At 51.6% G+C, this 22,236-nt stretch carries 22 protein-coding genes and 1 other RNA gene; 4 read left to right on the top strand and 19 right to left on the bottom strand.

All coding sequences use genetic code 11. From position 1 onward, the window contains the following. Positions 1-34 precede the first annotated feature (34 nt). From F7P81_RS13540 to F7P81_RS13490, 10 genes are all read right to left on the bottom strand, one after another. Positions 35-1,255: an aminotransferase-like domain-containing protein gene (locus F7P81_RS13540; protein WP_121991425.1), complete on the bottom strand. Its 1,221-nt coding sequence runs from the start codon at positions 1,253-1,255 to the stop codon at positions 35-37. A gap of 206 nt (positions 1,256-1,461) precedes the next feature. Continuing rightward, the gene (locus F7P81_RS13535) at positions 1,462-1,968 is read right to left on the bottom strand and encodes a GNAT family N-acetyltransferase (protein WP_151159903.1); all 507 of its coding nucleotides are present in this window, start codon (positions 1,966-1,968) and stop codon (positions 1,462-1,464) included. A gap of 246 nt (positions 1,969-2,214) precedes the next feature. Next, on the bottom strand, positions 2,215-3,234 hold the full coding sequence (gene ilvC / locus F7P81_RS13525; RefSeq protein WP_022711410.1) for a ketol-acid reductoisomerase: 1,020 nt from the start codon (positions 3,232-3,234) through the stop codon (positions 2,215-2,217). A gap of 76 nt (positions 3,235-3,310) precedes the next feature. Next, a complete protein-coding gene (locus F7P81_RS13520) occupies positions 3,311-3,943 on the bottom strand; it encodes a TetR/AcrR family transcriptional regulator (RefSeq protein ID WP_028233755.1) in 633 nt (210 codons plus the stop codon). Between the two features lie 291 nt (positions 3,944-4,234). Continuing rightward, entirely contained in the window at positions 4,235-6,079 is a 1,845-nt protein-coding gene (locus F7P81_RS13515) for a potassium transporter Kup (protein WP_238481729.1), read from the bottom strand. A gap of 385 nt (positions 6,080-6,464) precedes the next feature. Beyond that, a complete protein-coding gene (locus F7P81_RS13510; protein WP_151159897.1) occupies positions 6,465-7,202 on the bottom strand; it encodes a pyridoxine 5'-phosphate synthase in 738 nt (245 codons plus the stop codon). Between the two features lie 24 nt (positions 7,203-7,226). Beyond that, positions 7,227-8,354 carry an ATP-dependent DNA helicase gene (locus tag F7P81_RS13505; RefSeq protein WP_022711406.1) on the bottom strand — a complete coding sequence of 376 codons (1,128 nt, stop codon included), beginning with the start codon at positions 8,352-8,354 and terminating at the stop codon, positions 7,227-7,229. A 58-nt stretch (positions 8,355-8,412) separates the two neighbouring features. Further along, positions 8,413-9,015, bottom strand: coding sequence for a LysE family translocator (locus tag F7P81_RS13500; RefSeq protein ID WP_075656185.1), 603 nt, complete (start codon positions 9,013-9,015; stop codon positions 8,413-8,415). 86 nt (positions 9,016-9,101) lie between these two features. After that, complete coding sequence (ilvN, locus tag F7P81_RS13495) at positions 9,102-9,674, bottom strand: acetolactate synthase small subunit (RefSeq protein ID WP_022711404.1); 573 nt, start codon at positions 9,672-9,674, stop codon at positions 9,102-9,104. Between the two features lie 22 nt (positions 9,675-9,696). Beyond that, the gene (locus F7P81_RS13490; protein ID WP_022711403.1) at positions 9,697-11,511 is read right to left on the bottom strand and encodes an acetolactate synthase 3 large subunit; all 1,815 of its coding nucleotides are present in this window, start codon (positions 11,509-11,511) and stop codon (positions 9,697-9,699) included. Positions 11,512-11,642: 131 nt separating this feature from the next. On the opposite strand from F7P81_RS13490, the gene F7P81_RS13485 reads away from it, so the two are divergent. Beyond that, on the top strand, positions 11,643-11,879 hold the full coding sequence (locus tag F7P81_RS13485; protein ID WP_151159895.1) for a hypothetical protein: 237 nt from the start codon (positions 11,643-11,645) through the stop codon (positions 11,877-11,879). A gap of 110 nt (positions 11,880-11,989) precedes the next feature. On the opposite strand, the gene F7P81_RS13480 is transcribed toward F7P81_RS13485, so the two are convergent. After that, positions 11,990-12,742, bottom strand: a complete 753-nt coding sequence (locus F7P81_RS13480; protein ID WP_075656181.1) for a GGDEF domain-containing protein — start codon at positions 12,740-12,742, stop codon at positions 11,990-11,992. Between the two features lie 91 nt (positions 12,743-12,833). Beyond that, entirely contained in the window at positions 12,834-13,745 is a 912-nt protein-coding gene (gene miaA / locus F7P81_RS13475) for a tRNA (adenosine(37)-N6)-dimethylallyltransferase MiaA (RefSeq protein WP_151159890.1), read from the bottom strand. A gap of 37 nt (positions 13,746-13,782) precedes the next feature. On the opposite strand from miaA, the gene serB reads away from it, so the two are divergent. Both serB and F7P81_RS13465 read left to right on the top strand, forming a co-directional pair. Continuing rightward, entirely contained in the window at positions 13,783-14,682 is a 900-nt protein-coding gene (serB, locus tag F7P81_RS13470; RefSeq protein WP_151159889.1) for a phosphoserine phosphatase SerB, read from the top strand. Further along, the gene (locus F7P81_RS13465; RefSeq protein WP_151159887.1) at positions 14,679-15,257 is read left to right on the top strand and encodes a GNAT family N-acetyltransferase; all 579 of its coding nucleotides are present in this window, start codon (positions 14,679-14,681) and stop codon (positions 15,255-15,257) included. Before serB ends, F7P81_RS13465 begins: the two co-directional genes overlap by 4 nt. Before the next feature lie 88 nt (positions 15,258-15,345). Here F7P81_RS13465 and F7P81_RS13460 read toward each other — a convergent pair whose 3' ends face one another. The 7 genes from F7P81_RS13460 to F7P81_RS13430 form a co-directional block, all read right to left on the bottom strand. Further along, positions 15,346-16,848, bottom strand: a complete 1,503-nt coding sequence (locus tag F7P81_RS13460) for a DegQ family serine endoprotease (RefSeq protein WP_151160018.1) — start codon at positions 16,846-16,848, stop codon at positions 15,346-15,348. A 474-nt stretch (positions 16,849-17,322) separates the two neighbouring features. Next, positions 17,323-17,520 (bottom strand): DUF2065 domain-containing protein, encoded by a 198-nt coding sequence (locus F7P81_RS13455; protein ID WP_022711399.1) that lies wholly within the window; start codon positions 17,518-17,520, stop codon positions 17,323-17,325. Positions 17,521-17,535: 15 nt separating this feature from the next. After that, entirely contained in the window at positions 17,536-18,459 is a 924-nt protein-coding gene (gene hflC, locus F7P81_RS13450) for a protease modulator HflC (protein WP_022711398.1), read from the bottom strand. Further along, positions 18,459-19,607 carry an FtsH protease activity modulator HflK gene (gene hflK, locus F7P81_RS13445; protein ID WP_151159885.1) on the bottom strand — a complete coding sequence of 383 codons (1,149 nt, stop codon included), beginning with the start codon at positions 19,605-19,607 and terminating at the stop codon, positions 18,459-18,461. The genes hflC and hflK overlap by 1 nt, the downstream gene beginning before the upstream one ends. A gap of 187 nt (positions 19,608-19,794) precedes the next feature. Then, positions 19,795-20,307, bottom strand: coding sequence for a dihydrofolate reductase (locus tag F7P81_RS13440; RefSeq protein WP_183956651.1), 513 nt, complete (start codon positions 20,305-20,307; stop codon positions 19,795-19,797). Further along, positions 20,304-21,098 (bottom strand): thymidylate synthase, encoded by a 795-nt coding sequence (locus tag F7P81_RS13435; protein ID WP_151159882.1) that lies wholly within the window; start codon positions 21,096-21,098, stop codon positions 20,304-20,306. The genes F7P81_RS13440 and F7P81_RS13435 overlap by 4 nt, the downstream gene beginning before the upstream one ends. Positions 21,099-21,231: 133 nt before the next feature. Continuing rightward, positions 21,232-21,543, bottom strand: a complete 312-nt coding sequence (locus tag F7P81_RS13430; protein ID WP_022711394.1) for a DUF2853 family protein — start codon at positions 21,541-21,543, stop codon at positions 21,232-21,234. A 280-nt stretch (positions 21,544-21,823) separates the two neighbouring features. Between F7P81_RS13430 and ssrA the strand changes: the two genes are divergently transcribed. Next, positions 21,824-22,190: a transfer-messenger RNA gene (ssrA, locus tag F7P81_RS13425) on the top strand. The last annotated feature ends 46 nt before the right edge of the window (positions 22,191-22,236 follow it).

The raw sequence follows: 22,236 nt of genomic DNA, 5'->3' as shown, positions 1-22,236 counted from the left end.
CCGGCTTTTTTTCATTCAGTGAGATTGCTTATTCTCAATTTTTCTCATGGGCACGGATCAGATTGCCAAGGCGCTTGATGCCCTCATCAATCATCTCGTCATTGGCACAGGAATAAGCGAGACGCAGCGTATTGGCACCGGTGCCATCCGCATGGAATGCTTTACCCGGAACAAAAGCCACTTTCTCTGTTTCAATCGCAGCGGCCAGAAGATCAGCACCATTCATATAATCCGGAAGATTGACCCAGACGAACATACCGCCCTCAGGCTTTGTCCATGTAGCCGATTTCGGCATATATTTATCCAGCGCTTCCAGCATTTTATTGCGGCGATGTGAATAGACAGAGCGGATTTTAGCAATCTGTGCATCAAAACCATTGGCAGCAACATGATGCACAGCCAGCTGATTGATGGTTGAGGAATGCAGATCAGCAGCCTGTTTCATCAGCACCAGTTTGCGGATCACGGTAGCATTGGCAACGACATAACCAACACGCAAGCCCGGTGCCAGCGTCTTGGAGAAGCTGCCGGAATAGATGGTGCGGGTATTTTCAATCGAGCCTTTGCGCTCAATTTCCAGCGCCAGAACCGGCGGGATCGGCGTGCCGTCAAAACGCAGATACTGATAGGCAGCATCTTCGATCAGCGCGATATCCATTTCATCGCCCAGATCGATCAGCTTTTCACGGCCTTCACGATCAATGGTTTCACCGGTCGGATTGCTGAAATCTGCTGAGAAATAGGCAAATTTCACCTTGCCGCCAGCCTTCTCAGCAGCTTCTTCATAGGAAGCCGGAGTGCGGTTGCCGTTTGGCTGCAATGTATCATAGGTCGGCTCATAGGCATTGAAAGCCTGCAGCGCACCGAGATAGGTCGGGCGCACAACCAGCGCCGTATCATTCGGCGACAGGAACAGCTTGCCGAGATAATCCAGCGCCTGCTGCGAACCGGAAGTGATGAAGATATTTTCGGCAGTGCAAGGCACGCCGATTTTTGCCATTTCACCCTGCAGCCATTCGCGCAGCGGCTTATAGCCTTCACTTACCGAATATTGCAGCGCGGCATCGGATTTGCCCGTGGCGAAAATATCGGCATAGGCTTCTTTGAATTCTTCTGCCGGAAACAGTTTCGGATCAGGAATACCACCCGCGAAAGAAATAATATCCGGACGCTCAAGCAGTTTCAACAATTCACGAATTTCCGACGCTTTCATACGCGATGAACGTGTTGCGAATATTTTTTCCCAATCCAGCATGGGGGTTCCTCATAAAGTCAAAAGAGATGCCGTGAAATAGACCATAAAACTTAACTAAAAGCTGTGTGCCTTTGGTTATCACCTTATGCGTATTTCACAACAAAACAAGCAAAATATGTCAGCAATACTGACCTTTATTCATTTTATTGCGATTTGACGGATAATTTCGTTACATTCGAACAAAATCAGCTGCACAAAACTAACAATCATGCATTTTCAGCAACTGACCGCAGCATCATCACCTCATCAAACATTTCTCCGTTGAGAGAAATCCAGTTCGGTCTGCGGCCGAATTCTGTATATCCTTCGCGCAGGTAAAGCTGCCATGCCGTTTTATTCTCAGCCAGCACACTCAGCTCAAGCTGGGTAAAGCCATTGTCGCGCGCATAGGCTTCAACAACCTGCATTAATTTCTGCGCAATGCCCTGCCCGCGCATCTCGCTTTTCACATAGACCATCACAACAATGGCGCGGTGAGCAGTTCGCGCACCAGCCTGCGGCCACAAACCAATGAGCCCGACAGCTTTATCGCCGTCGAAAGCAGCAAAAACCGGTGCATTTAACTTTGCACGCCAGTCAGCTTCAGAGAATTTCACCCAGTCCTCATAGGCCGAACTATAGGCTTCCGGATGCAGTTGCAGAGCTTCCAGCCTGATCTCGCGCATGATTGCAAAATCATCAGGCACCAGCTGCCGGATTGTTATTCCTGTCATTTTTCCGTCCTCCCGCTAAAGCGGTTCCTGTTAATATTGAATCAGCAGAACCGCTCTATCTTTTTATTTTTACACGTATCTTATCCGATCGTAGCGGGATTCAAAAATCAGTCCAGTGGACTGATTTTCCCGCGAAGGCGGTTCCCGCTTTTCAGGATACGCTCTAGCAGTACTGCCAGAAACAATCAGGCCCGCACAAACAAATCTTTGTGCGGGCCTGATATTCAGCGATTAGGCAATGCCAAATTAGTTACGAGCCTTATCAACCAGCTTGTTTTTCGAAATCCAAGGCATCATGCCGCGCAGCTTGGCACCAACTTCTTCGATCTGGTGATCGTCGTTCATACGACGGATACCCTTGAAGCGTGCAGCACCGGCACGGTATTCCTGCATCCAGTCGGATGTGAATTTACCGGTCTGAATGTCGTGCAGAACGCGCTTCATTTCAGCTTTGGTTTCTGCAGTGATGATGCGCGGACCGGTTACATATTCGCCCCATTCAGCAGTGTTGGAGATCGAGTAGTTCATGTTGGCGATACCGCCTTCATAGATCAGGTCAACGATCAGCTTCACTTCGTGCAAGCACTCGAAATATGCCATTTCAGGTGCGTAACCGCCTTCAACCAGCGTTTCAAAGCCGGCGCGGATCAGTTCAACCAGACCGCCGCAGAGAACTGCCTGCTCACCGAACAGATCGGTTTCGCACTCTTCCTTGAATGTGGTTTCGATAACGCCGGAACGACCGCCGCCAACGCCCGAAGCGTAAGACAGAGCCAGATCATGGGCATTGCCGGAAGCATCCTGATGGATAGCGATCAGGCAAGGTACGCCGCCGCCCTTCTGGTATTCGCCGCGCACGGTATGACCTGGGCCTTTTGGCGCGATCATTACAACGTCAACAGTCTTTTTGGTTTCGATCAGACCGAAATGAACGTTCAGACCATGAGCAAAAGCAATGGCAGCACCGTCGCGCAGATTGTCATGGATGTGTTCTTTATAGATGTCAGCCTGCAATTCGTCAGGGGTTGCCATCATCATCAGGTCTGCCCATTTGGCAGCATCTGCAACGCTGAGAACTTCAAAACCGTCAGCTTCAGCTTTTTTAACAGTGGCAGAATCCATGCGCAGCGCGATGCGGACATGCTTGGCACCGGAATCTTTCAGGTTCAGCGCATGGGCGCGACCCTGGCTACCGTAACCAACGATAACAACATTTTTGCCTTTAATCAGATTTACGTCTGCATCACTGTCATAATAAACGCGCATAGGATATTCCCTTCCTTCTATGCTATTAGTCTGTGCCGTTTTTCCTCAAAACCGGCACTATTCCACACCGGCAAAATCAGGCGCCGGCTTTATTTCCGTAAAGTGCAAAAAACTGTCGTGTTGCCGTTCTGGCATCGCGGATAATTTCTGCATCACTGACCTCATGACGGTCGCCGAGCAGCAGACGAATCTGCATATCGCGCACCACAAGGCCGAAGAACGAGGCAAAAGCCTCATTAATATCATCAAAGTCCAGCAGGCCTGCATCGCGTCCGGTTTCAAGCACCGGCTTGAGACGACGCGCCATAGCGATCGGACCATTATTCAGCACGATCTCACCGAGATCCGACTTACCGGAACCCGCATGGCTGACCGCTAAACGGTTCAGTGCGATGGATGTGCTTCCGGACAGAACCAGCAACCAGTCGCGGGCAAAATGCTCCAGACTGGTAAAGAGCGATTCTTCATCCAGTCCTTCCCGCGCCACCGGCACAACACGCACTTTAGACGCCTGCCATTGCACGGTTGCAGTCAGCAAACCGTCACGGTCGGTGAACCATTTATACAGCGTTTCCTTGGAGCAGCTTGCACGTCGTGCAACACCCGCCATCGTAAGACTGTCACCACCCTCAACGAGGAGTTCCAGCGCGGCATTCAGCACATCCTTCTGACGATCTGTCAGCTCTGTGCCGGTTCCGACATTGCTCACGACATTCTCAGGTTGCTGCAACTGCACGCTTCCACGCTCCTTGATTCTTGTCTGAACAGCAGCCTGACGAGATTCTCATCATGCGTACCGTACGTTACGGTTCGGACTATGCCGCCAGTTTACCAACAATGCAAGAGGGATTTTATGCCGAAACAAATTTTATAGGCTATTTCCCCTGCCCGCTACAGACAGAGGAAATAATACAGCATTCTCAACACCGCAAAGGCCGGTTCATGCCCGAGGCCAATATCGCTGTTTGCAACCATGTCCGGTGTCTTTTTGGCCAGACACTCAGAGATTAACCTGTGTGCCAATCTCCACCACACGACCGGTCGGAATCTGGAAATATTCCGTGGCATCAGATGCACTGCGGGCAAGCGTAATAAACAATTTCGCCTGCCAAAGCGGCATTGGTGAACGCGGAGAAATACGCAAGACGCGTCGCGACAGGAAGAATGACGTGGTCATAATGTCATATTTCCAGCCAAGCTTGCGACAAATCCCCAGCGCACGCGGAATATTAGGCGACTGCATATAACCGAAAGTCAGCGTCACCTGCATAAACCGGTCGCTATATTGCGAGACGCGAGCACGGTCATCCTCATCCACCCAAGGGCGTGGTGCTGTCACCACGGTCAGGATCACATTGTTCTCGTGCAGAACCTTATAATGTTTGAGACTATGCATCAGAGCCGTCGGCACACTGGACGGATCACCGGTCAGGAACACCGCCGTGCCGGGCACAATAACCGGCTCCTTACGCGCCATCTGGCTGACAATAATATCCAGCGGCACTTCTGTTTTGCGGGTTTTCTGGAACAGATGACGGCTGCCGCGCACCCATGTCCACATCACCAGCAGCACCAACGCGGCCACCACAATTGACGCCCAGCCGCCCTGATGCACTTTGACCAGATTAGCACTGAAGAACATCAGATCAACAATAGCGAAACCGGCAATTGTCAGCACCACAACCGGCAGGCTCCATTTCCAGAGACGGCGCATGACAAAAAACAGCAGAGTTGTTGTCACCAGCATATTGCCGGTCACCGCAATACCATAGGCAGCCGCCAGATTTGTCGATTTCTGGAAGGTTACCACCAGCAGAACAACGGCAATACCAAGCAGCATATTAATGCGAGGCATATAAATCTGGCCGTGCAATGTTTCCGATGTATGCAGCACTTCAAGCCTTGGCAGAATATTCAGCTGCACCGCCTGCCGCGCCAGCGAATAAGTACCGGTCAGAACCGCCTGACTGGCAATAACCGTGGCAACAGTTGCCAGCAGCACCATCGGCAGCAGCGCCCAATGCGGCATCATCTGGAAAAACGGATTGCGCACTTCCTCGCCGCCCGCAGCGCTATGGGTCAGGATGAAAGCGCCCTGCCCGAAATAATTCAGGATCAGGCTCGGAAACACAACCCACAGCCATGCCCGCACAATCGGCTTGCGGCCGAAATGACCGAGATCGGCATAAAGCGCCTCGGCACCGGTAACCGCCAGAAAGATTGCACCGATCGTGGCAAAGGACGTGGCCGGATTACCGCCAAGAAATGCAAAGGCGTAATAAGGATTAAGCCCCGCCAGAATACCCGGATCATCAAAAATATGGATAAAGCCTGTGAGACCAAGTGCCAGAAACCAGATCAGCATCACCGGCCCGAAAATACTCGCCATACGTCCTGTGCCGTGCTTCTGGACAAAAAACAGCACAACCAGAATAGTGATCGTAATCGGCACCACATAGGGCGTCATATCCGGCGCAACAATTTCCAGCCCCTCCACTGCGGAAAGTACAGAAATTGCCGGTGTAATCACCGCATCACCGAAGAACAGCGACGCACCGACAATACCGATGCCGAGAATAATATCCGGACGATTGGCAAAACTGGAGCGCACCAGCGCCATCAGCGAGAGAATACCACCCTCGCCGTTATTGTCCGCACGCAGCACAAACAACACATATTTCACGGTCACAATCAGCGCCAGCGACCAGACGATCAGAGAGATCACGCCAAGAATTTCAGTGCGCAGCAAATTGCCGTCGGTGATAGAAGCGTGCAGTGCTTCACGAAATGCATAAATCGGGCTGGTGCCGATATCGCCATAGACGACGCCAAGCGCGCCCATCATTAAAAGCTTCAGATTTCCCTTATGATTATGAGGATCAAGAGTTTCCTCATCTGCGCTGACCGGCGCATCCTGATTGGCAATATCTTCACGCTGCGCCTGATTCATAAAATACCTTTTAAATACCTTTTGATGCAGAATGAGCACAGATAGCCGGATATGAAGACAAGAAAACAGGCTGATCCGGTGCTCAGTATAACCATGTTCCGGACATAAAGAAAACTGCCGGAAAGGCCGTATATAAATGCTCAATTTTACACAAAAACAATGTGCATCAATGCATAACTGCCCTGATGAGGCATCACAAATACGGATAGCTCATCAGGGCAGAAATCAAACAAAATCAAAATATTACAAGAGAAAACTGAATCAAAACACAAAAAGCACTTTAGCCGAGTGCTTTGATAAAACGCTGTACTGACTGGCGCATACCATATTCCAGTGCATCTGCTGTCAGGCCATGACCGATAGAAACTTCGCTCAGTGTCGGCATGACTTTTACCAGTGCAGGCAGATTGGCAACGGTCAGATCATGCCCCGCATTAATGCCTAACCCGAGTTCCGCAGCTTTCAACGCGGCCTTTTCCAGCAATGCCAGTTCATGCGCCTGCGCTTTAGGATCCGCATAAGCACCGCCATAAGGGCCGGTGAAAAATTCCACGCGGTCGGCACCGGTCTCTTTCGCAATCTCAAGACCATCCGGTGTCGGATCAGCAAACATTGAAACACGCATACCGCGTGCTTTCAGCCGCTTGGTCACTTCGCTCAGCATCACCTTATGTTTGGCAAAATCCCAGCCGTGATCCGAAGTATTCTGCGCCGGATCATCCGGCACCAGTGTTACCTGTTCCGGCTCGTGTTGTTCCACCAGAGCCAGAAACTCTTCAGACGGATAGCCTTCAATATTGAATTCAGCCTGAGGGAACTCATCATCAATCAATGCACGAATATCGGCCAGATCAGAAAAACGGATATGACGCTGATCGGGGCGCGGATGCACGGTCAGGCCGGAAGCACCGGCATCAAGCGCAACACGTCCCAAGCCTGTCACACTCGGCCAAGGCAGATCACGGCGGTTACGCAACATTGCCACCGCATTAAGATTAACCGACAGAGTTGCAACCATGATCCGAGCTCCCTGCTATATTTATTAGCGAACGATTGTTAGTTTTTCCGCCGCACGGGTAATTGCCGTATAGAGCCAGCGCTCACGCGTATCGCGGAAAGCATAGCTCTCATCAAACAACACCACATTATTCCACTGCGAACCCTGCGCTTTATGGGTGGTCAGCGCATAGCCATAGTCAAAATCATCAAAACGCTTTTTAGTTTGCCAAGGAATTTCCGCATCAGGATCTTCAAACTGCGCCTTCAGAAGCTTGATCTTGGCAACGCCGCGACCCGGTTCTTCATCTTCCGGCGCAATCAGCAAATTAATGCCGGGCTTCACGGTTTCCTTGGAAGATGTCATCACCTTCCAGAGCGAACCATTAAGCAGCCCCTTGGCCGGATCATTGCGCAGACAAACCAGCTTGTCACCGGATTGCGGATATTCTGCCGTAAAACCTTTGAGCTCACGCAGCCGCTGATTATAACGCTTGCGGGTGCGATTGGTGCCGACAAGCACCTGATCGGCATCCAGCACCAGTTCCTGATTAACTTCCGCCTTGCTGATGACCCGTGCGGCACCGTAATCGCCATAAGGGATTTCGCGGCCTTCACGCACGTCCAGTGCCAAACGGATAATCGGATTATCCTGAGCTTGACGGTGAATTTCTGTCAGCAGATAATCCGGCTCATGTTCGGTAAAGAAGCCACCACCGCTGATCGGCGGCAACTGACCGGGATCACCGAGCACCAAAATAGGTGTGCCGAATGTCATCAGATCGCGGCCAAGTTGCTCATCGACCATCGAACATTCATCGACAACGATCAGCGCAGCTTTGGCAACAGGGCTTTGACGATTGAGCGAAAAGGTCGGCGAGATTGAGGTCTTTCCGGTTGTTTCGTCTTCAATCGCTTCCTCACCTTTCGGACGATAGATCAGCGAATGCAGCGTGCGGGCATTGCTTGCGCCTTTAGAGCGCAAGACCTGTGCAGCCTTACCGGTAAAGGCCGCAAACTGCACCTCACCATCCACATGCTCGGCGAAATAGCGCGCAAGCGTCGTCTTACCCGTTCCCGCATAGCCAAAAAGGCGAAAAATCGGTGAACGGCCTTTAGCCAACCATTGCGCCACAGCCTGCAGCGCGTTGTCCTGTTCCGGTGAAAATTCCATTATGCCTCTGCCATCATGCCTTCCATTGACCGGATTCGTCCCGAAAGAGCAAGGTTTATCACTTCAGCATCGGCCACAGGCTGACCACCAGCAGAGCAGCCATCGTCAGATTGAACCATTTAAGCCGCACCGGATCTTCCAGCCATTGGCGTAACAAACTGCCAAAGGCTGCCCATGACGACACGCTCGGCACATTAATCACAGCAAACACAACACCGATCAGCAGCACGGAAAGCGAATAAGCATCATGCACTGTATAGCTCGCCATTGCTGTCACGGCCATCACCCATGCTTTTGGATTCACCCACTGAAACAGCCATGCCTGCATGAAACTCATCGGCTGAGCACTCTCATCATCGACACGACCGACAGACGTCGATGTGGCGATTTTATAGGCCAGATAGAGCATATAGGCACCGCCGGCGAATTTCAGTCCCACATACAGCGCCGGTGCGGTTTCGAGCACAGCGCCCAGACCATAGCCGACGCCAAGCAGAAGCGACAGAAAGCCGATGCCAATTCCCAGCATATGCGGAATGGTACGGCGGAAACCGAAATTCACGCCGGAAGCCAGCAACATCAGATTATTCGGCCCCGGTGTGATGGATGTCACAAAGGCAAACACCACCAAGGCCATAAAAACATCATAAGAAAGCAACATCTTGAAAACGCTCTCGTTGCAAAAAACAACACCGCTGCCTCAGACAGAGAACAGCGGTGCTGCTTTCAATCACTTATCAGAAAGAACTACATTCCTTCTGCACCACGGATCATAGCAGCTACGCCGGTGCGGCAAACCTCAATCAGACCGAGCGGCTTCATAATCGCGATAAATTGATCGATCTTCGCGCCCTTACCGGTAATTTCAAAAATGAAATGCTCGACCGTTGCATCCACAACCTTGGCTTTGAAAGCATCAGCCAGACGCAGCATTTCTGCACGGTCATCACCTTTGCCAACCACTTTGATCAGCGCCAGTTCACGCTCGACCGGACGCTCATGACCAAGCTGCTGGGCATGATAGGTCAGATCAACCACGCGGTGCACCGGAACAATGCGTTCCAGCGAGTGACGGATCTGATCCAGAACATTGGCAGTGCCGCGTGTCACAATCGTAATACGCGACAGGTGCTTTTCGTGCTCGGTTTCAGAAACCGTCAGGCTTTCAATATTGTAACCGCGGCCGGAAAACAGGCCGATAACACGGGCTAGAACACCCGGCTCGTTATCAACCAGTACCGATAGTGTATGTGTTTCAACTAGCTGGGTTTCTTCGGTCAGAAAGTAAGCTGAACCGGAAGCTGCATTTTGTGCGTTCATAATGAATATCCTTGTTCCGGTATTAGACGAGGTGACGGTCTTTGGCGTCGATAGCATTGGCAACAGCTTCATCCGTCGCTTCGTCCGGCAACAGCATTTCATTATGCGCCTTGCCTGAAGGGATCATCGGGAAGCAGTTCGCCAGATTGGCAACGTGACAGTCAAAAATCACCGGACCGTCTGTTTCAATCATTTTCATGATTGCATCATCCAGCTCATCCGGCTTGGAGCAACGGATACCTGTGCCGCCATAGGCTTCAGCCAGTTTAACAAAGTCCGGCATCGCTTCTGTATAAGAATGCGACAGACGGTTACCATGCAACAGCTGCTGCCACTGGCGCACCATGCCCATATACTGGTTATTCAGAATGAAAATCTTGATCGGCGCATTATGCTGAATGGCCGCTGACATTTCCTGAATACACATCTGTACCGAAGCATCACCGGCAATATCAATAACCAGCGCATCCGGATGAGCAATCTGCACACCCAGAGCCGCAGGCAGACCATAGCCCATGGTGCCCAGACCACCGGAAGTCATCCAGTGATGCGGCTCCTCGAATTTCATGAACTGAGCAGCCCACATCTGGTGCTGGCCAACTTCTGTCGTGATGTAGGTCTTGCGATCTTTAGTCAGTTCCTGCAGACGCTCCAGAGCATATTGCGGCATAATCACATCGCGGCTGTGCTTATAGGCCAGCGAATTGCGCGCACGCCATTTATTGATCTGCTGCCACCATGCGCTCATGTCCTTCTTATCAGGACGCTGGGCAGAGGCACGGTACTGGCGCACCATATCTTCCAGAACATGGGCAACATCACCGATAATCGGCACATCAACGCGAACGGTCTTGTTGATCGACGACGGGTCGATATCAATGTGAATCTTCTTGGAATTCGGCGAGAAAGCATCAAGACGACCGGTGATACGGTCATCAAAACGCGCACCGATACACAGCATAACATCACATTCATGCATGGTCATATTGGCTTCGAATGTACCATGCATGCCGAGCATACCCAGCCAGTTCTTGCCCGATGCCGGATAAGCACCCAGCCCCATCAGGGTCGATGTGATCGGGAAATCGGTAATTTCGACCAGTTCACGCAGCAGTTTCGAGGCTTCAAGACCGGAATTGATAACACCGCCGCCGGAATAGATAACCGGCTTCTTCGCATTGGCCAGCAGTTCAACCGCAGTGCGGATAGCACTCTGATCACCGTTCAGAACCGGATTATAGCTGGTGCGCGGGCTGGTTGCCGGTGGCGTATACATGCCGGTGGCAAACTGGATGTTCTTCGGAATATCAATAACAACAGGACCCGGACGACCGGTACGCGCAACATGGAATGCCTCGTGCAGAACGCGTGCCAGATCATTCACATCCTTAACCAGCCAGTTATGTTTGGTGCAAGGACGGGTAATGCCGACCGTATCAGCTTCCTGAAACGCATCTGTACCAATGAGACTGGTCGGAACCTGACCGGTGATGCAAACCAGCGGAATGGAATCCATCAGCGCATCCTGCAAAGGTGTTACCGCATTGGTGGCACCCGGACCGGAGGTTACCAGCATAACACCGACTCTGCCGGTTGAGCGGGCATAGCCTTCAGCCGCATGGCCGGCGCCCTGCTCGTGACGCACAAGAATATGCTCAACTTTTTCCTGCTGAAACAACTCGTCATAGATCGGAAGTACCGCACCGCCCGGATAGCCGAAAATATGCTCAACGCCCTGATCGATCAGTGCCTGCACAACCATTTCCGCACCGGTCATTTCCCGTTTGCCGGTTTCGTTCTGCGCTGCGGCTGTGGTGCCACTTGTATCTGTACTCATTGTCTTTCGATGTCCCGTCTGCTGTTCCGGTGATTACTCCCTGATATCCACCGGAAGTCCCGTACTGTTTAGCTATATTCGTTGTGTGAAGATAATAAAAAAGGCCCCCTGAGGGAGCCTGTGTTTCGCGCATGGGAGCTTTCGCCGGATGGTTACACCATCCTGCCCATACGCTTACCCACCACGAGAATAATTTTCTTAGCCATAAGGGGAGATTAAACAGCTGTTTTTTTCACGTCAATGGCAAAAAACGTAATCTTGTTATTTTCTTTGCCGGTTCGGGCAGAAAAGCACCGCTTGATACCAAGCCTGCGTCCCTCATGAATCTAACAGACAAACAAGACCCGCAAGCCATTGAAAAATATTAGAGCATAATTCCTTAAACTTGGATCAGTTTAAGGTAAAATTATGCTCAAATTTTAAAATGTTAGAGCGACCTTTGTGTGCCAAGTCTGGTACACGGCGCTCTAAAGAAAAATCAGCGGCCGGTCATCTTCTGCAAAGCAACACGCGCCTTTTTATAAAGAGCCGGTGCTTTATCCTTACCATTCCATTCGGCAACCGCAGACACCGCATGAATAATATGGCTGTCATGCCCCATCCGCAATTCGCAGGCTTCCAGCTCCTTGCAGATTCTCGCAGCCATCCTCGAAGCATCCCCTTCCTGCAGATCCGGCACGATCAATGCAAACTCTCCATCGCCCATATGCGCCAGAACATCATGATAGCGGGTGCAGTTGCGGATACATAAAGCCGCTTCCATCAGCAAGCGGTCAGCAGTATCACGGCCACGCTGCTCGCACAGCAATTGCAGTTTCTCAATACCAATCAGCAAAACGGTAACAGGATGATTGATCTTGCCGAATTGCAGCAAATATTCGTGCAGAGCGGCATCGAAATAAGGACGGCTTTGCAGCCCCGTCAAAGGATCATTGAAGCTGATCTGATCCAAATCTTTGGAGTTGCGCGCAATCATCCATGTGATGATTTTCAGCTGGCCTTTGTTTTTGACCTGCATACGGATTTGCGGCAACAGCATCAGGCCACCGGCTGCCCCCGCAGCCACCAGCAACAGCAAGGCAATGCCCAAAGGCGTATCGGACAGGGAACCGGATTTATACGGCTCACCAAGATCATGCATCAGCCGATACTGCATAAACAGCATCAGGCCTGCGCCGCAGAGCAGCACAATCATGATGATGAAAAACAGTTCAGCCCGCAGATAACGCATGATCCCCCCGTTGACCCGTTGTATCACAACAACAGATTTAGGTGGGAGATTAAATCTTAAGTGTTTCACCTGCGTTAACAACAAAGCCTGCTCAGGCGAAGTAATCTTCTGCCCGTACCAGCCGCCGCCAGTCATCACCAAACTGGTTACGGAACCATGTCATCTGCCGCTTGGCATATTGGCGCGTGGCAATTACTGACAGCTCAACAGCCTGTTCACGCGATATCTCACCCTTGAGCCAGCTTTCGATCTCGCGCACACCAATGGCTTTCATCACCGGCAGAGCCGCATCCGGCTGCAAAGCCAGCAGCGACTGCACTTCCTGAACAGCATTACCCTGCATCATCAGATCAAAGCGCTGCGCAATACGCTGACGCAACCATGCTCTGTCCGGCATCAGCACCAGTTTCTCTGCGCTGTCGGGATCAATCAGCGCCCTGCCTGTACTGTTTTGCCATTCAATGAGAGAGCGTCCGGTGCTGTCGACAACCTCCAGCGCACGGACAATGCGCTGACTGTCTCCCGCCTTCAGCCGTTCCGCCATTGCCGGATCGCGCTTTTGCAATTCCTCATGCAGAAGCGGCGCACCATCTTGCGCCATGCGATTGCGCCAGTAATCGCGCACTTCGTCTTTCACCTGCGGCATATCCGAGAGGCCGCCGAGCAGCGCTTTAAAATACAATCCGGTACCGCCGGTAAAAACTGCGACGCGCCCCTGCAATTCAGGCTTTGCCAGCAGGGCTTCCACTTCCTGAAGCCAGCGGCCGGTGGAATAAAGTTGCAATGGCGAGACATGGCCGTAAAGATAATGAGGAACAGTTTGCAGATCATCAGCTTGCGGGCGCGCTGTCAGCTGATCCAGCACATCATAAACCTGCATGGAATCACTATTTATGATATAGCCGCCGCAATCCCGTGCGAGACGCAGTGCCAATGCTGATTTACCGCTGGCAGTCGGCCCCGCGATCAGAATTGTCTTTTGCCTGTCTCTCTGCTCTACCACTCATCATTCTCCAAACGCACAAAGCGGAACCGGTATTATGTCCCAGCCAGCCTCACTTGTTGCCACACTGATCTGCAATCCTGCCAATCCGGTTCTGACACCTGAATTGGGGCATAAAGCCTGCGAGGCGGCTGATACGCAAGCCCTTTACTGGCTGGCAGATGGTATTGCCTGTGATCTGCCGCTGAAAACCGGCACAGATAGCGCAGAAACAACGGCAAAAATCAGAGCCGCTCTGGGTGATGCCCCTGTGGATATTGTCATTCAGGAACAGGATACCCGCCGCAAAAAACTGCTGATCGCGGATATGGATTCCACGATGATCCAGCAGGAGTGCATTGACGAACTGGCAGAAGAAGTCGGCCTGCGCGAACATATTGCCGGCATCACCGCCCGCGCAATGAATGGTGAAATCGCGTTTGAGCCAGCCTTGCGTGAGCGCGTTGCTCTGCTCAAAGGCCTACCGGTCAGTATTATCGATCAGGTGATTGCCAATCGCATCACCCTGACACCGGGCGGTAAAGAGCTGATCGCCACCATGAAGAAACACGGTGCCTATACAGCACTGGTTTCCGGCGGTTTTACCAGCTTCACTTCCAAAATCGCTGCACAGCTCGGCTTTGATGAAAACCGCGCCAATATCCTGCTCGATGACGGCACGCATCTGACAGGCCTTGTTGAAGAACCGATCCTCGGCGCCGATGCCAAGAAGATCAGCCTTGATGATATCTGCGCTAAACTTGGTATTACCGAGCAGGAAGCGATGGCCGTGGGCGATGGTGCCAATGATCTGCCGATGATTAAACATGCTGGCAGCGGCGTAGCACTCCATGCCAAGCCTGCGGTCGCCGCGCAGGCGCGCATCCGCATTGATCATGGCGACCTTACAGCACTGCTCTATATTCAGGGCTATCGAAAAACGGATTTTGTAATATGACCGCAATTATTGAAACGCCCCGCCTGCTCCTGCGCAACTGGCAGGAAGATGACCGTGCATTTTTTCACGAGATCAATTCCGATCCGGTGGTGATGGAATTCTTCCCTGCCCTGCGCAGCCGTGAGGAATCCGATGCACTGATGGATCGCATTGTGGCCATGGCCAGGGAAGACAATTTTGGCTTTTACGCCGTGCAGGAAAAAGCAAGCGGTGATGTCGTCGGTTTCACCGGATTGATGAAAACTGATATCCCTCCATTTGTACCAAAGGGTGTGCTGGAAATCGGCTGGCGCTTAGCACAACGCTATTGGGGCAAAGGTTATGTCACCGAGGCAGCGCTTGCTTCTCTTGCCTATGCTTTTGATGAGCGCGGGCAAGATGAGGTTGTGTCTTTCGCTGTCCATAATAATCATCGTTCCACAGCTGTGATGAAGCGCATTGGCATGGTCAACAAGCCGGAACGCGATTTCGACCATCCGAAAGTGCCGGATACACATCCGCAACTGAAACGTCATGTGCTCTACACAATCAACAAAGAGCAATGGTTGAATCAACATGACAAGACGACTGCTTAAACCATTCAACTGATTCAATATTTCAAAATAAAAAGGCCGGAGGATGCGCACATCCTCCGGCCTTTTTGCTACGATTCAAGTCCTGCGATCAATCAATACGCAGGGTTACAAAGCGCAGCTCACCGCTTGGCGCAGCCAGCATCAGCAATGCATTTTTACGTCCCTGCTGACGCAGTTTTTCGATTTTCTTTTGAATATCTGCAGGCGCTTTCACAGCTTCCTGCGCGAATTCAACAATTACATCACCTGCATTAACCCGCTTTTCTTCAGCGGCGGATTTGCCTTCAACAGCACTAATCACCACACCTTCCACATCGGCGGAGATTTCATACTGCTTGCGCTGCGCGTCATCCAGCTTGCCAAGTGTCATGCCGAGAACTTTTACTGTCTCAGCTTCTTTGGCCTTAGTACTGTCCTTGGCAGCCGCAGCTTTATCCTTATTCTCATAATCCTCGAGACGGCCGAGTTTGATCTTCACAGTCTGCTCTTTGCCTTTACGCAGCACCAGAACACTGACCTCTTTGCCCACAGGACTTTCTGCCACCACGCGCGGCAGGTCGCGGGCACTTTCCACATCCTTACCGTCAAATTTCAGAATGATGTCGCCCGGCATCAGTTCTTTATTCTCAACACCGCTATTGGCAATCAGTCCGGCAACCAGCGCACCCTTAGGCTCACTCATGCCAAAGCTCTCAGCCACATCGTCTGTTACCGGCTGAATGCGCACACCCAGCCAGCCTCGGCGGGTTTCACCAAATTCTTCCAGCTGCTGAATAACGGAAACAGCCAGCTCAGACGGAATAGCAAAACCGATACCGATAGAGCCGCCGGTCGGTGAAATAATCGCGGTGTTAATGCCGATGACCTTGCCGTTCATATCAAACAGCGGGCCGCCGGAATTACCACGATTAATCGCCGCATCGGTCTGAATGAAATTATCATAAGGCCCCGCCTGAATATCGCGGTTGCGGGCAGAAATAATACCGAGGGTCACAGTACCGCCAAGGCCAAACGGATTGCCGATAGCCATCACCCAGTCACCGATCCGCGATTTCTCTGAATCGCCAAAGCCAACCGCAGTGAGCTTATGCTTCGTCGGATCAACCTTCAGCAGCGCAATATCGGTTTTAGTATCCGTGCCGAGCAGTTCTGCTTTCAGTTTTTTACCATCGGTGAAATTCACCTCGATTTCATCAGCATCGGCAATGACGTGATTGTTGGTGACAACCAGCCCCTTCTCCGCATCGATCACAAAACCGGAGCCGAGCGACTGCATCTTGCGGGCAGCACTGCCACCGTCTTTCTGATTTTCTTCAGAGAAGAAATCGTCAAAAAACTCCTGAAACGGTGATCCTTCCGGCAATTGCGGCGCAGGCTCGGCCTTTTCCTCTCCGTTTTCATCTTTCACGGTCTGGGATGTGGAAATATTGACAACAGAATCCAGCAAGCCCTGCGCCAGATCGGCAATGGAAGCAGGTCCCGCAGTGGCAGTTCCGGCAGCCAGTCCGAGCGGCGCCAGCTTGCCGGCAATGGCCGGCTGTGGTGCCTGCGGCGGGTTTGCAGCGGTTTGCTGCTGTGCCTGAGCTGTCATGGCGCCCAGCAGCACCGTGCTTACAGACAAGGCGGCAAGTGCGGTACGCAGGGGAAATGAAACCGTGCTTTTAGTCTGAGTGCGAACCATCTGAAACTCCGCCTGTTTTGTTATTTAGATCGCCGTGCGCCCGATCAGGCGCACAAAGGTCGTTCCAACTCTGATACTTACAACGGATTGCAAGCAAAATACGGCCAGAGCATGTCGCAGTTAAATGTCTTCATTTAATATCCGCAACATACACTCACCTGCAATCCGAAGCGCCTCTATGAGCTGCCTGAATACAATACGCTCAGGTTTAAGCCCATTATGCTCTGCTTTTAAAGTGTTAGAGCGACCTTTGTGCGCCCGATCGGGCACGCGGTGCTCTGAAGCACATTATCAGAAGTTTGAAGCCCAAGCAGTCGCTATGATTTAATGCTGCAAATTCTGAAAAAAAGAGGCGTATGAAATATCATACGCCTCTTTGTAATTTTATCCGGCAGATCCGCCTCTGACCAGCCATATCACCCCGACGCCAAGCGCCAGTGCAACAATACCTGCTATTCGCAGATAATTTTCCGGAGCTTCTGACACGTCTTTAGCCATACGTCTGGCAAAGTGCGGGAAGCCGCCATAGAGAAGCCCTTCTAAAACGAGGAGCAATCCTATGGCTGTAATCAGGTCACTCACAGCGGCATCCGGTCCTTACTGTACGCTCTGACCGGCATTCGCAGGCTGCTGCGGCAGTTTACCAGCGGCATCCTTAAAGAAGCGGAAGAACTGAGAATCCGGCGACAGAACCATGGTTGTGCCTTCAGCCTGCAAGGACTGACGATAAGCATTCATCGAACGGTAAAATGCATAGAAGTCAGGATCCTGTTTTGCAGCTTCCGCGAAGATACGACCACGTTCACCTTCACCCTCACCGCGCAGCACTTCAGAATCGCGGTTGGCTTCGGAAACGATTTCCACAACCTGACGGTCAGCAACAGCCTTGATACGCTGGGCTGCTTCACGACCACGGGCACGCAGACGCTCAGCTTCAGCAAGACGCTCGGCCTTCATACGGTCGAAGGTCTGCTGGGAAACTTCAGCAGTCAGGTCCGTACGGCGGATACGCACATCCTCAATGGTCAGACCAAGGGATTCCGCATCCGGACGCAGCTGGTCGCGTACTTCACGCATCATGCTACCACGTTCTTCCGACAGAGCCGATTCAAAGCCGCGCAGACCATAGACCTGACGCAGAGCCGCATCGAGACGGGTACGCAGACGCTGTTCAGCAAGCATTGTATTTGCCGAAACAGTCTCACGGAATTTACGGGCATTGGTAATGCGGTAAACGAGGAACGCATCCACATCATAGAATTTACCGCCGGAAACCTGAACGCGGATATCGTCCAGATCAAAACGCAGCATACGGTCATCAATGATCTGCACATTGTCTGCTTCAGCGAAAGCAAATGGCAGTTTGAAGTAGAGACCAGGCTCTGTTTTCACGTCAACGATCTGACCGAAACGTAAGACAATAGCCTGCTGGCGTTCATTCACAACGAAAACCGAGGAATAAACCAGAAATGCGACAACAGCGATCGCACCAACAATAAAAGGCAAACGATTCTGATTCATTACTGGTTGCCTCCTGCTTTGCCCTGCTGACGCATCAGTTCAGTCAAAGGCAAATATGGCATGACATTATTGCCGCCTTCGATAATCACTTTATTGCTGTCTTTCAGCACCTGCTCCATGGTCTCAATGAAGAGACGGTCGCGGGTAACATCAGGAGATTCTTTGTAAATATTCAGGACAGAGTTAAAGCGCTGGCTTTCACCTTCGGCTTCCTGAACCATACGGGTTTTATAACCGGCAGCATCTTCACGAACCTGCGCAGCCTCACCGCGTGCCTGACCCAGCTTCTGGTTGGAATACTGGTTAGCTTCTTCTACAAAGCGGTCTTCATCCTGCTCAGCACGCTGCACTTCGTCAAAGGCATCAGCCACTTCACGCGGCGGTGCAGCATCTTCGATGGAAAGAGCAGTTACCTGAATACCGGCGCCATAGCCGTTCAGCGTATCCTGAACAATATCACGCACCGACTGGGCAATTGCCGCACGGTTGTCACGGAATACATCCTGTGCAGGACGACGGCCGACGATTTCACGGATCGCGCTTTCAGAAACCTGACGAACCATATTGTCAGGATCCTGTACCTTGAACAGGTAAGAACGCGGATCGGAAACACGGTAAAGTACGGAGAACTGAACATTAACAATGTTCTGGTCACCGGTCAGCATCAGACCCTGTGTGGCACCACGAGTGCCCTGACCGCCAATATTGATCTGGCGTTCGCCGGTCGAAACTTTTTCATAAGTTTCAATCGGCCAGAGATGGAAATGCAGACCCGGTTCGGAAATGGTTTCTTTCGGCACACCGAAGCGCATTTCAACCGCAAGCTCATCCGGCTGCACTGTATACATGGACTGGAACAGCCAGAAACCGGCAAGCGCAAGCGCACCAACAATATACAAAGCAGGGCCGCCACCACCGCCGCCACCCGGCATCACCTTTTTAAGGCGATCCTGACCTTTGCGCAAAATATCTTCGAGATCCGGAGGCGTTCCGCCCGAGCCGCCAGGCCCGCCGCGCGGTCCTTTAGGGCCTTGTCCCCATGGTCCGCCCTGATTAGAGCCGCCATTATTGGAACCGCCGTTGCCGGATCCGCCATTCTTATCGCCGCCGCCCCATGGGCCGCCGCCATTTTGATTACTCCAGGGCATCCTCACCTCTCGTGCCAGATGTCAGAGGCGGAACACCTCTATTCATCAATCAGTATGTTCCGTTTATAGGTACGCAAAAGCAGTCTTTCAACGCAGGACACGCAGATTCATCACGCTTTTGTAATTTTCTGGCAAAATAGTTGATCGACATGGTAAAAAACAGCTTTTTATGCAGCTGTCTTTTCGTTTAAAGCCGGTCGTAAACCACATAGCGGGTCGGGTAATTATCTTTCTCGCCCGCCGGTACGTCTTCTTCGCTGGTGATCTGCCAGACCTGCGGATCAACAGGACCGAAAAAAGCATCACCATCTATGCTGGCTTTAATATGCGTCACGTGCAGGCGCGTGGCCTTGTCCATTGCCTGCGCATAAATCTGCGCACCGCCGATAATGCAGATCTCATCGGCACCGGCTTCACGTGCTGCTTTTTCACCGGCAATCAGCGCTTCATCAATTGAGGGCACAACCAGCGCACCTTCCGCGCTGTAACCGGCATCACGGGTAATCACAATATTGGTGCGGTTCGGCAACGGGCGACCAAGGGATTCCCATGTTTTGCGCCCCATCACCACCGGCTTGCCCAGTGTGAGTTTTTTAAAGCGCTGCAAATCCGTGGAAAGACGCCATGGCATGCCATTGTCACGCCCGATCACACCATTCTCAGAAACGGCAACTACAAAAGAAATAATCATAGTCTTCACACCGCAATCGGCGCTTTGATAGATGGTTCGGCTTCATAGCCAACCAGCTTGAAATCCTCAAAGCGGAAGGCAAACAGGTCTTTTATTTGCGGATTGATTTCCATCACCGGCAGCGCTTTCGGCTCGCGGGTCAGCTGCAACTTCGCCTGATCGAAATGATTGTGATAGAGATGCGCATCACCAAGCGTATGCACAAAATCCCCCAGTTTCAGACCGGCAACCTGCGCAATCATCATGGTGAGCAGCGCATAAGATGCAATATTAAACGGCACGCCGAGGAAAATATCAGCTGAACGCTGATAGAGCTGGCACGATATTTTACCGTCCGCCACATAGAACTGGAACAGGCAATGGCATGGCGGCAGCGCCATTTCATCAACCAGCGCCGGATTCCACGCAGATACAATCAAACGTCTTGAATTAGGATTTTTCTGCAAATCCCTCATAAGATTCGCAATCTGGTCGATATGCGTACCATCCGGTTTAGGCCATGAACGCCATTGCGCACCATAGACAGGACCGAGATCACCATTCTCGTCTGCCCACTCATCCCAGATGCTCACACCATTCTCTTTGAGATAGGAGATATTGGTGTCGCCACGCAAAAACCACAGCAATTCATGGATGATAGAGCGCAGATGCAGCTTTTTGGTTGTCAGAACAGGAAAGCCCTGAGCGAGATCAAAACGCATCTGATAACCGAAAACCGAACGTGTGCCGGTACCGGTGCGATCACCGCGGTCAGTGCCATTGTCGAGAACGTGCTGAAGAAGATCAAGATATGTACGCATAGATGGTCTTTAGCCTTTTTCAGCGAAAATATCACGCGCAATCTGCGGCAATGCACAGCGTGGGCACGCACAGTTATTTGATCGCAGCAACCATAAAAAAAGCCCCGCTGAATGCGGGGCTTTTTTAAACTTATCAGAGGCTTTCCAGCTTACCGAGTGCTTTTGCAGTCAGGTAATAGAAGGTCACACGCTGCTTGCTGTGATCACCCTTCATGGTTTCAGCCACACTGGCGATAACCGCATTTGCCTTTTCAGCATCTTCAATACCGAGCTTCTTGCCGATCCAGCTGGTGCGCACACGCGCCAGTTCTTCAGGGTCGGATGCAGCAACCAGCGATGCATCGCGGCTGCGCAGAGCAATGCCAAGATGTTTGACAATTTTAGCAACAACAGCCTCATCGGCAGCAGCATCGTAACGGCGTACGTCGGCTAGATAATCAGTCATGAAACCAGTCTCCTTCAATCTGACCGCTTTTACGGCCGTTAAACCAGAAAAAGTAAATAAGACAATTGCTCAATATCATAGCTGAATCGACATTCAGCCTATTTACCTCTGTATTATGGAAAGATTGACCAGCAGACAAAACCTGTCAATGCCGTAAAACCTCTATTCTTTCAGAAAACACACCAAACTGTTATTTCAGTCTTTTTCAATAAATGATTGCCCGGCAAAATCGCCGGAGTTTTATATTTTTCACAGCTGAAAGATAAGGAAAGCCCTTTCCCCTCTTTTCAAGCGCACGGAAGCCACCTATATAAACCTTGTCGGCTTGACCGGCTATGGTGATAAATGGACTGCGTAATAAACCTATTGGACCCGGGGGCGGTACCCGGCGCCTCCACCAGAATACAGCTTAAACTGAAACGGCTGTATTGTGGCGGGGGCGAAACAGGATCGACAAGGGCGTAAAGGTTGATCTTTCACTCGGCATTGTACCACCGTTATCGGGCTAATTGAGTAGTTGCAAATGACAACAAAGCTCAGGGTTATGCTCTCGCTGCCTAATGGCGGTGCGAGAAACCCAACCTAAGTCCTTAGGGTTAGCCCCTTAAGGCGGGGTTCGGAGGCACCTGGCAACAGAAGCCTCCACTTCTCCCCTTTACAAGATGATATGAAAAAGGCACCGGAATTTCCGAT

It is taken from the genome of Pseudochrobactrum saccharolyticum (assembly GCF_008801715.1).
GTDB classification, from domain to species: Bacteria; Pseudomonadota; Alphaproteobacteria; order Rhizobiales; family Rhizobiaceae; genus Pseudochrobactrum; species Pseudochrobactrum saccharolyticum.
Note: the sequence above shows the minus strand (reverse complement) of the source record. Positions and strands in the feature narration are given on the sequence as shown.

Coding starts and splice junctions, on each gene's coding strand:
- hflC (WP_022711398.1), bottom strand. CDS start 18,459: ATGAATCAGAATCGTTTGCCTTTTATTGTTGGTGCGATCGCTGTTGTC.
- F7P81_RS13485 (WP_151159895.1), top strand. CDS start 11,643: ATGGGAGCTTTCGCCGGATGGTTACACCATCCTGCCCATACGCTTACC.
- F7P81_RS13480 (WP_075656181.1), bottom strand. CDS start 12,742: ATGCGTTATCTGCGGGCTGAACTGTTTTTCATCATCATGATTGTGCTG.
- F7P81_RS13500 (WP_075656185.1), bottom strand. CDS start 9,015: ATGTTGCTTTCTTATGATGTTTTTATGGCCTTGGTGGTGTTTGCCTTT.
- F7P81_RS13465 (WP_151159887.1), top strand. CDS start 14,679: ATGACCGCAATTATTGAAACGCCCCGCCTGCTCCTGCGCAACTGGCAG.
- F7P81_RS13515 (WP_238481729.1), bottom strand. CDS start 6,079: ATGATGGGCGCGCTTGGCGTCGTCTATGGCGATATCGGCACCAGCCCG.
- ilvN (WP_022711404.1), bottom strand. CDS start 9,674: ATGAACGCACAAAATGCAGCTTCCGGTTCAGCTTACTTTCTGACCGAA.
- hflK (WP_151159885.1), bottom strand. CDS start 19,607: ATGCCCTGGAGTAATCAAAATGGCGGCGGCCCATGGGGCGGCGGCGAT.
- serB (WP_151159889.1), top strand. CDS start 13,783: ATGTCCCAGCCAGCCTCACTTGTTGCCACACTGATCTGCAATCCTGCC.
- ilvC (WP_022711410.1), bottom strand. CDS start 3,234: ATGCGCGTTTATTATGACAGTGATGCAGACGTAAATCTGATTAAAGGC.
- F7P81_RS13510 (WP_151159897.1), bottom strand. CDS start 7,202: ATGGTTGCAACTCTGTCGGTTAATCTTAATGCGGTGGCAATGTTGCGT.
- F7P81_RS13505 (WP_022711406.1), bottom strand. CDS start 8,354: ATGGAATTTTCACCGGAACAGGACAACGCGCTGCAGGCTGTGGCGCAA.
- F7P81_RS13490 (WP_022711403.1), bottom strand. CDS start 11,511: ATGAGTACAGATACAAGTGGCACCACAGCCGCAGCGCAGAACGAAACC.
- F7P81_RS13430 (WP_022711394.1), bottom strand. CDS start 21,543: ATGACTGATTATCTAGCCGACGTACGCCGTTACGATGCTGCTGCCGAT.
- F7P81_RS13460 (WP_151160018.1), bottom strand. CDS start 16,848: ATGACAGCTCAGGCACAGCAGCAAACCGCTGCAAACCCGCCGCAGGCA.
- F7P81_RS13540 (WP_121991425.1), bottom strand. CDS start 1,255: ATGCTGGATTGGGAAAAAATATTCGCAACACGTTCATCGCGTATGAAA.
- F7P81_RS13535 (WP_151159903.1), bottom strand. CDS start 1,968: ATGACAGGAATAACAATCCGGCAGCTGGTGCCTGATGATTTTGCAATC.
- F7P81_RS13435 (WP_151159882.1), bottom strand. CDS start 21,098: ATGCGTACATATCTTGATCTTCTTCAGCACGTTCTCGACAATGGCACT.